At 67.9% G+C, this 7,755-nt stretch carries 7 protein-coding genes; 3 read left to right on the top strand and 4 right to left on the bottom strand.

Annotation, left to right across the window (positions count from 1 at the left end; all coding sequences use genetic code 11):
- On the bottom strand, positions 1–419 hold a 419-nt coding region (locus ACYVGE_RS07215), incomplete at its 3' end, for a cupredoxin domain-containing protein (protein ID WP_460728489.1).
- A gap of 316 nt (positions 420–735) precedes the next feature.
- Here ACYVGE_RS07215 and ACYVGE_RS07210 point away from each other — a divergent pair.
- Complete coding sequence (locus ACYVGE_RS07210; RefSeq protein ID WP_460728487.1) at positions 736–1,629, top strand: hypothetical protein; 894 nt, start codon at positions 736–738, stop codon at positions 1,627–1,629.
- Between the two features lie 10 nt (positions 1,630–1,639).
- Here ACYVGE_RS07210 and ACYVGE_RS07205 read toward each other — a convergent pair whose 3' ends face one another.
- Both ACYVGE_RS07205 and ACYVGE_RS07200 read right to left on the bottom strand, forming a co-directional pair.
- The gene (locus tag ACYVGE_RS07205) at positions 1,640–3,364 is read right to left on the bottom strand and encodes a phosphoethanolamine transferase (RefSeq protein WP_460728485.1); all 1,725 of its coding nucleotides are present in this window, start codon (positions 3,362–3,364) and stop codon (positions 1,640–1,642) included.
- Positions 3,361–4,188, bottom strand: coding sequence for a phosphatase PAP2 family protein (locus tag ACYVGE_RS07200; RefSeq protein WP_460728483.1), 828 nt, complete (start codon positions 4,186–4,188; stop codon positions 3,361–3,363). The genes ACYVGE_RS07205 and ACYVGE_RS07200 overlap by 4 nt, the downstream gene beginning before the upstream one ends.
- A gap of 252 nt (positions 4,189–4,440) precedes the next feature.
- Here ACYVGE_RS07200 and ACYVGE_RS07195 point away from each other — a divergent pair, with 252 nt between their 5' ends.
- On the top strand, positions 4,441–5,157 hold the full coding sequence (locus ACYVGE_RS07195; protein ID WP_460728481.1) for a response regulator transcription factor: 717 nt from the start codon (positions 4,441–4,443) through the stop codon (positions 5,155–5,157).
- Complete coding sequence (locus tag ACYVGE_RS07190) at positions 5,147–6,439, top strand: sensor histidine kinase (RefSeq protein ID WP_460728479.1); 1,293 nt, start codon at positions 5,147–5,149, stop codon at positions 6,437–6,439. Before ACYVGE_RS07195 ends, ACYVGE_RS07190 begins: the two co-directional genes overlap by 11 nt.
- Before the next feature lie 20 nt (positions 6,440–6,459).
- On the opposite strand, the gene ACYVGE_RS07185 is transcribed toward ACYVGE_RS07190, so the two are convergent.
- Positions 6,460–7,752, bottom strand: coding sequence for a Xaa-Pro dipeptidase (locus ACYVGE_RS07185; RefSeq protein WP_460728477.1), 1,293 nt, complete (start codon positions 7,750–7,752; stop codon positions 6,460–6,462).
- Between the last annotated feature and the right edge of the window lie 3 nt (positions 7,753–7,755).

Raw genomic sequence — 7,755 nt, 5'->3', positions numbered from 1 at the left:
GGCGGCGGCGGCGGCGGCGGCGGCGGCGCGCCAGTGACGGTGATCGTGCCCGCCATGCCTACACCGGGAGAGCCGTGTATCTCGCAGTAGAAGCCAACCATTCCCGCAACCGGAAAGGTGACGGTCGCCGACCAGGACGCGCTGCTTGGGTTGCCGCTTCCGCCGGCACCATCGCAACCGTTGGCACAACGAAAAGCCGTCGCCGCCCCCGGAGCCGAGGTCACGTTGTGCAAGCCGCCGCCATTTCGGAACGTCACCGTGTCGCCGGCGGCAATAGTGAGGTTTTTCGGCGAGAAGGTAAGGTTGGAAAGCGCGGTCACGACGTGGTCCGCAGCGGACGCACTGGCCGAAAGCAACACACCAAAAAAAACGGTCGACCATCGGACTTCCATGAGGCGATGGCTGCCGCGCCGGGACATGGGGCCATGTCTTTCGTCGGATCGGAAAGCGCCACCGCCGATCCGCGGCAACTGGAGCATCCGGGCAGACGTTCGACGTGATTGCATGGCACACCCCACGCTCTTGGTGTTCTGGCCGGCCGGTTCGACCCACTTCCTGAGGGCGAAGCTCGTTCTGCCGCGCGCTGACAATGCATCCCCGCGCGTTCATTCCTCGCGAAGGGTGACACGCGTAAATACCCGTGGACCGGCAATCGGTTCGACTATCATGCGACGGGTTCGGCTGGCCCCGAAGCCAGCCTAACCCCTGCAACGGTATGGCGGTGAGGCGACGAGCATGGGCGCGCGATCCATCTTCCTGTCGACCCTCTTGGTGGCGTGCGCCGACGCGCGCGCCCAGACCGTAATCCGCAACGACGAGAGACTGGCCCCCGACCGTCCGGAGGCCTGGGCGATGAACTACTTCGCCGCGACGACTTTCATGACCGGATTTGGCGAAACACCGGCGCTGGCACCCGGACAGTGGCAGGTTGGCGTGGAGCTGGGGCATATCCCGCATTTGAGCGAGGAACAGCAGAGAGTCGGCTTCAACGGCTTCAAGTCCGAAGACTTGAATCGCACTCCAGTGCTCGGGCGAATCAGGGTAATGGCCGGGCTGCCGGCGGGCTGGGTCGCCGAGCTGGGCTACACACCGCCGGTTTCGATCAACAACACCCGGTCTCGCAACCTTGTTGCGGCCGCCATCGGCCGAAGGGTGATCGAGCGGGGACGCTACGCCCTGTCGGCCCGCGTCCTTGGGCAACATGGCGCAGTGTCAGGCGATATCACCTGTCCGGGTGAGCTCGCCGGCATTTCCGACATCGAACGCAACCCCGCTGGATGCCAGGCGGCGTCGGACGATCACGCGCAATTGAACTATTACGGTTTCGAACTGACCTCGAGCCTGGACCAGGCTCCCTGGCGTTGGCATGCAAGCCTGGGGCTGATACGCACCGAGCTGGAAGTGCAAGTGGATGCACTGACTTACGACGTCAGGGATCGCTCGCGCCTGACGACGCAGGACGTGGTTCCTTATCTTGCGATCGGAGCGAATCGTGACCTGGCCAGGCATTGGCACTGGGGCGCGGAGATTCTCTACGTTCCCCTCACCGTGCAACGCAACCCCGAGTCCTCACGCGAAAACGATCCCTTGACCAGCTTCCGGCTGCAACTGAGCTACCGCTTCGATTAAGCGCGTTCGATCAAGGCGCGGCCAGCACCTTGCCCGCTCCGCTGCCTTCGCAACGCGCGAACAGGTCGAGCTTGGCGTCGTATTCCTTCGTGCTCACCTGCATCGCGCCGAGCACGGAATGGAACAGGTTGTCCTGGCTGACGGGGTCGGCGCTGTGTGCCTTCAGGCATGCCGTGTCGATGCCGCGCGACGCCGCGAAACCGGGCGACAGCCACATCACCATCGGCACGCGGGTCTGGGTGTCCGGCGCGATCGCATAGGGCACGCCATGCAGGAACAAGCCGTTTTCGCCCAGCGACTCACCGTGGTCGGACAGGTAGATCAGCGCGGTGTCGCGGCCGCTCTGCTCACCGAGCAGGCGGATCGTGCGCGCGAGGAAGTCGTCGGTGTAGAGCACGGCGTTGTCGTACGCGTTGACGATCTGCTCGCGGCTGCACTGGTTGAGGTCGGAGGTCGCGCACACCGGGGTGAAGCGGTTCAGGCGTGCGGGATAGCGCGTGTAGTACGCAGGCCCGTGGTTGCCGAGCTGGTGCAGCACCACGACCTGGTCACCGGGTTGCGCGGCCACGCGCTCGGACAGGCCGTGCAGCATCGCTTCGTCCAGGCAGCCGTCCTTGGTGCAGGCACCGGCCACGTCGCCGTGCTCGAAGGATTCGAAGGCCAGGCCTTCGCACACGCCCTTGCAACCGGTCTGGTTGTCGCGCCAGAGGGTCTTGATGCCGGCGTGCTCGAGCACGTGCAGCAACGATTCGGAATGCTTGATGCGGTCCTTGTCGTAGTGGGCGCGGCCATACGGCGAGAACATGCACGGCAGCGAGATCTCGGTGCTCGAGCCACAGGCCTGGACCTGCGAGAAGTTGACCGGACCCGACGGCGACTGCCGCATCGCCGCCAGCTGCGGCGTGGTCTGGCGGATGTAGCCGTTCATGCCCCAGTTCTGCGCACGCACGGTCTCGCCGACGACCAGCACGAGCAGGCGCGGCTTCGCGCCGAGCGGACGGCCGACGACCTTGGCCTGCGTTCCCACCGGCTCGCGCGGGCGGTTGCGATCGGCATGGGCATCCTGCGCGACCTGCACCAGCGAGACCAGGTAGTTGCCCGGCGTGACCAGGTAGCGCAGTTCCTTGTGGTTGCGCATCAGCGCGGAGGTGCTCTGGAACGACGCCAGCAACGCGACCGCCGCCACCACCAACGCCAGCACGATGCAGGCCAGGCGCACGCCCAGCGCGCGCAGCAGCGGACGCCGCTTCAAGCGCACGCGCCACAGCAGCACCGCGGGGAGCACGCCGTTGAGCAGCAGCGACGGCAGGGCCGCGAACGACACCAGTTCGTGCGATTCCTTGCCATCGGTATGCAGGATGTTGCGCAGCATGTCGGCGTCGAAATACACGGTGTACGCCGCCATGAAATACGCGGCAGCGGCGCTGGCGACCAGCAGCACGCTCAGCAGCGGTTTCGCGGCCCAGCGGTTGAGCAGCACGCACAGCAGGATCGTGTGCAACGCGGTGATGGCGACGAACAGGCTCGCCATCGTGAGCGCGCCAGCGCCACCCTGCAGCGCGCCGGTGGCGGCGACGGCACGGAAGAAGGTCTGGTTGCTGGTCAGCGTGAAGAAGAGGCTGGCGATCAGCGCCAGCGCCTCGATGCTCAGCTCGGGACGGAAACGGGCGGCGCGCGCGCCCCACGACGCCAAGCGCGACAGGCGCCCGACCGGAAGGCTGGGAACGAAACTCATGGGTAGGGTACTGCCGAAGGAACGGGCGGCGCGGGCTCGGTCGCCGCGACCGGGGACTGTAGTCGATCCGCCCCTCTCCAGAACGCGCGCTGGAGCACAACCGCGCAGATCCAGCAGATCGCCACGGCGGCGATGTCATGGGAGAGGAAGTGGGCGCCGCGCAGTTGCTGGGAGATGCCGAACAGCAGCCCAGCGCCGAGGCCGACGCCCAAGCCGAGCCAGCGCAGCCGCGGATTCACGGCCAGCAGGAAGAAGTACAGGGCCAGCCAGGTGTAACCGCCACCGGCGTGGCCGGCAGGAAAGCACACCCCGCGGCCGAGCCCGGCCGGGCGCAGTTCGAACAGGCCGATGTAGGGCCGCGCGCCGCCGTAGCGGACCAGGTCCCACGGGCAGTCGACGTTCGACCACGACTTGATCCAGGCCACCAGCAGCGTCGACAGCGCGGTCGCGGCCAGCAGGTACAGCAGCGGCCGGCGCAGGTGCGCCCAGGATGGCCGGAAGCGGGCCACCAGCCAGGCGGCCAGCACCGCCAGCCAGGCCGCCGTGCTCAGCTCGCGGCCGGCGACGTGGATCAGCTTCTCGTTGAGCCAGGCATGGCGCAGCGCCCACGCATGGCCTTCCCACGCATACAGCCGGTCCGCCAGCCACAGGTCGCCGTGCGCCAGGGACCAGACGGCGAAGAAGGCGGCCAGCACCAGCAGCGGCAGCAGGCCGTGCTTCCAGTAGAAGCCGGGGGCTCGCCAGGCCTGAACCGCCGCCCGCGCGGGTGCGGCCACGGGCGGCACGAGCACCGGCGGGGAAAGGTCGGAAACAGGAAGCGGCATGCGGCGGATCGGGAGTTCTTTCAAAGCGACCGCAGATGGTCGGGCCGGAGTCGTCGGAGAACGGTGGGAGCCGCATTCGCAATCCGTTAAACGCCGTGCACCGTTCACGTTTCCCGACATTCAGTCCTTGGTGGCAGCCAGCATTGGCGCTGCGTGCGCGGGTGCTATCGTCGCCACGCTTCGCTGGCGTTCCCGCGCCCGCGGAGTGCCCGGCGCGAACCCGCGCCTGCCATTACGAGGGAAGAGCGACGCATGCGCGTACTGGTGGTGGAGGACAACCGGAACCTGGTGGCGAACCTGTTCGAGTACTTCGAAGGCCGCGGCTACACGCTCGATGCCGCGCCCGACGGTCCCACCGGCCTGCATCTCGCGCTGTCCCAGGACTACGACGCGATCATCCTCGACTGGGTGCTGCCGCGCATGGACGGCCGCGAACTGCTCACGCGCCTGCGCGATGCGGGTCGGCAGGTGCCGGTGTTGATGCTCACCGCGCGCGCCGAACTCGAAGACAAGGTCGGCAGCTTCCGTGGCGGCGCCGACGACTACCTCACCAAGCCATTCGACCTGCCCGAGCTGGAGGTGCGGATCGAGGCGCTGGCCGCGCGCGCGCGCGGCGGCCCCGGCCGTCGCGCCCTCCAGGTCGCCGACCTCAGGCTCGACCTCACCACCCTGGAAGCCACCCGCGGTGGACGCTCGCTGCACCTGTACCCCGCGGGCCGCAAGCTGCTCGAAATGCTGATGCAGGCGAGTCCGGCGGCCGTGCCACGCGAACGCCTCGAGCGCGGGTTGTGGGGCGACAGTCCGCCGGATGGCGACATGCTGCGCTCGCACGTGTACGAGTTGCGGCGCGCCGTCGATGGCCCCTTCGCGACGAAACTGATCCACACCCTGCCGCGCATGGGCTACCGGCTCGCGGTCCTTGAAGCGTCCGACAGGGACACAGCGGACACCGCCGAAGATGAGTACTGACGCCGCAGCCGCCGCCCCCAAGCGCAACAGCCTGCGCCGCCGCATCCTGCTGGCCCTGCTCGGCTACGTAGTGCTGCTGTCGCTCGTGGTCATCGCCCAGGGCAACCTCGTGCACGAGCGCGCCGAACGCCTGGTCTGGCGCACCATGCTCTCGTCCGAACTCGACCACACCGTCGAGCGCATGCACGACGACCCCGGCTATCGCTGGAACAACACCAACAACATGGCGCTCTACGACAGCCGCGACACGGCGGCGCTGCCGCCTTCGCTGCGCGGCATCGGACCGGGCCTGCATGACGGAGTCATCATCGGCACCGACACCTATGTCGTGCTCGTGCGCGAAGTCGATGGCCGCGCACTGATCCTCGCGCTCGACATCACCGACTTCGAGCGGCGCGAAGCGCACACCGCGGTGGGCGTGGTGGGCGCCTCGCTGCTCCTGATCGTAGTGCTGGGACTGCTCGTGGGTTGGGCGACCAGCCGGATGGTGCGCCCGATCAGCCGGATGGCCGAACAGATCAGCCACCTGCGCCCGGGCCTGCCCGCACAGCGGGTCGAAGTGCACGACTCCGCCAGCTCCGAACTGCGCGTCATCGCCGATGCGCTCAACGACTACCTGCAGCGCAACCATCGCTTCGTCGAGCGCGAACGGGCGTTCATCGACACCGCCAGCCATGAGCTGCGAACTCCTATCGCGGTGATTTCCGGCGCTGCCGAACTGGCGCTGCAACCGCACGACCTGCCGGCGGGCGCGCGCCACCAGCTCGCCCGCATCCGCCGCACGGCGCGCGATGTCGAGGAATTGATCTCACTGCTGCTGGTGCTGGCGAAGGATCCCGCGCGCCTGTCGCAGTCCAGCGATCGCGTCGCGCTCGAGCGGTTGCTGCCGGAAATCATCGAGGACCATCGTCATCTCACCCGCGACAAGGCCCTCGACATCGCGTTCGTCCCCGCGCCCACGCACGAGGTCCTGGCGCCTCTGCCGATCGTGCAGGCGGCGATCGGCAACCTGCTGCGCAACGCGATCGAGCACAGCGACCGCGGCGAGATCACGGTGCGGCTGCAAGCGCCGGCGACCGTGGTGATCGACGATCCCGGCCACGGCATGACGCCGGAGGAGATCAGCGCGATCTACGCGCGCATCGCCCGGGGCGGCGGCGAGCGCAGCGACGGCATCGGCATGGACCTGATCTCGCGCCTGTGCGAACACCTGGGCTGGCGCCTGAGCATCGCCTCGGACCACGGCAGCGGGACGACGACGACGCTGACTTTTCCCGCCTGAGGCGCGGCGGCCGCGCCGCGTTACTTGCGCGCGTCCTTCACCACGTCGCCGCCCTTCATCACGAAAGGCACCGACTCCAGCAGCGTCACGTCCGCGGTCGGATCGCCGGGCACGGCGATCAGGTCGGCAAGGCGGCCTGCTTCGATCACGCCGCGATCGTTGCGGCCCAGGGCTTCGGCGGCATTCACCGTCGCCGCCTGGATCGCCTGCGTCGGCGTCATGCCGTACTTCACCATCCAGCGGAACTGCCTGGCGTTGTCGCCATGCGGATAGACGCCGGCGTCGGTGCCGAAGATCATCTTCGCGCCGGCGGCGTGCGCCTTGCGGAAGTTCTCGCGCTGCACGTCGGCGATCTCGCGGTCCTTGCGCAGGTTGTCCTCGAGCACGCCGTTCTTCTTGCCTTCGGACTGCGTGTACTCGGTGTTGTAGATGTCCATCGACAGCCAGGCGCCGCGCTGCTTCGCCAGCTTGATGCCTTCGTCGTCGATCAGGCTGGCGTGCTCGATGGTGTCGACGCCGGCGCGGATCGCGGCCTTGATGCCGGCGGCGCCGTGCGCGTGCGCGGCCACCTTCATGTCGGCCATGTGCGCCTCGTCGACGACCGCCTCCATTTCCTCCAGCGTGAGCTGCTGCGCGCCCGGCTCGTCGCCGTGCGAGAACACACCGCCTGTGGCGCAGATCTTGATCACCTGCGCGCCGTATTTGTGCAGCGTGCGCACGACCTTGCGCGCCTCCTCGGGGCTGTCGATGTTGTAGGCGCCTTTTTCGTCCATCGACGGCGGGAAGAAGGTCGAATCGCAATGCCCGCCGGTGGCACCGATGGCGTAGGTGGCCGTCACCACGCGCGGCCCGACCACCTTGCCCTCCTCGATGGCCTGGCGCAGGCCCACGTCGTTCCAGTTGCTGGCGCCGACGTTGCGCACGGTGGTGAAGCCGGCGAACAGCGTCTTCTGCGCGTGCGGCACGGTCAGCACCGACCAGAAACGATCGCCGAACTGCAGGCTGGTGTAGCCGCCGTAGGTGGGGTCGCTGTCGAGGTGCACGTGCATGTCGATCAGGCCCGGCAGCAGGGTCATCTCGCCGAGGTCATAGCGCGGCATGTCCAGGCCGATGATGGCGGCGCCCGGGCCATGCGCGACCTGCTTGATGCGACCGTCCTCGACCACGACCACGACGTTGTCGAGCATGCGGCCACTGCGCACGTCGAGCATGTGCGCGGCCGACACGATGGCACTGCCCTTGTCGGCTGCCTGCGCGGCGCCGAGTGGCAGCAGGCACAGCAGCGACAGCGTAAGGACGCGAATGGATGACATGTT

This window comes from Lysobacter rhizosphaerae (assembly GCF_054779795.1).
The sequence above is the reverse complement of the archived record's forward strand: the minus strand, read 5'-3'. Positions and strand labels throughout refer to the sequence as shown.

Coding starts and splice junctions, on each gene's coding strand:
- ACYVGE_RS07200 (WP_460728483.1), bottom strand. CDS start 4,188: ATGCCGCTTCCTGTTTCCGACCTTTCCCCGCCGGTGCTCGTGCCGCCC.
- ACYVGE_RS07185 (WP_460728477.1), bottom strand. CDS start 7,752: ATGTCATCCATTCGCGTCCTTACGCTGTCGCTGCTGTGCCTGCTGCCA.
- ACYVGE_RS07205 (WP_460728485.1), bottom strand. CDS start 3,364: ATGAGTTTCGTTCCCAGCCTTCCGGTCGGGCGCCTGTCGCGCTTGGCG.
- ACYVGE_RS07210 (WP_460728487.1), top strand. CDS start 736: ATGGGCGCGCGATCCATCTTCCTGTCGACCCTCTTGGTGGCGTGCGCC.
- ACYVGE_RS07190 (WP_460728479.1), top strand. CDS start 5,147: ATGAGTACTGACGCCGCAGCCGCCGCCCCCAAGCGCAACAGCCTGCGC.
- ACYVGE_RS07195 (WP_460728481.1), top strand. CDS start 4,441: ATGCGCGTACTGGTGGTGGAGGACAACCGGAACCTGGTGGCGAACCTG.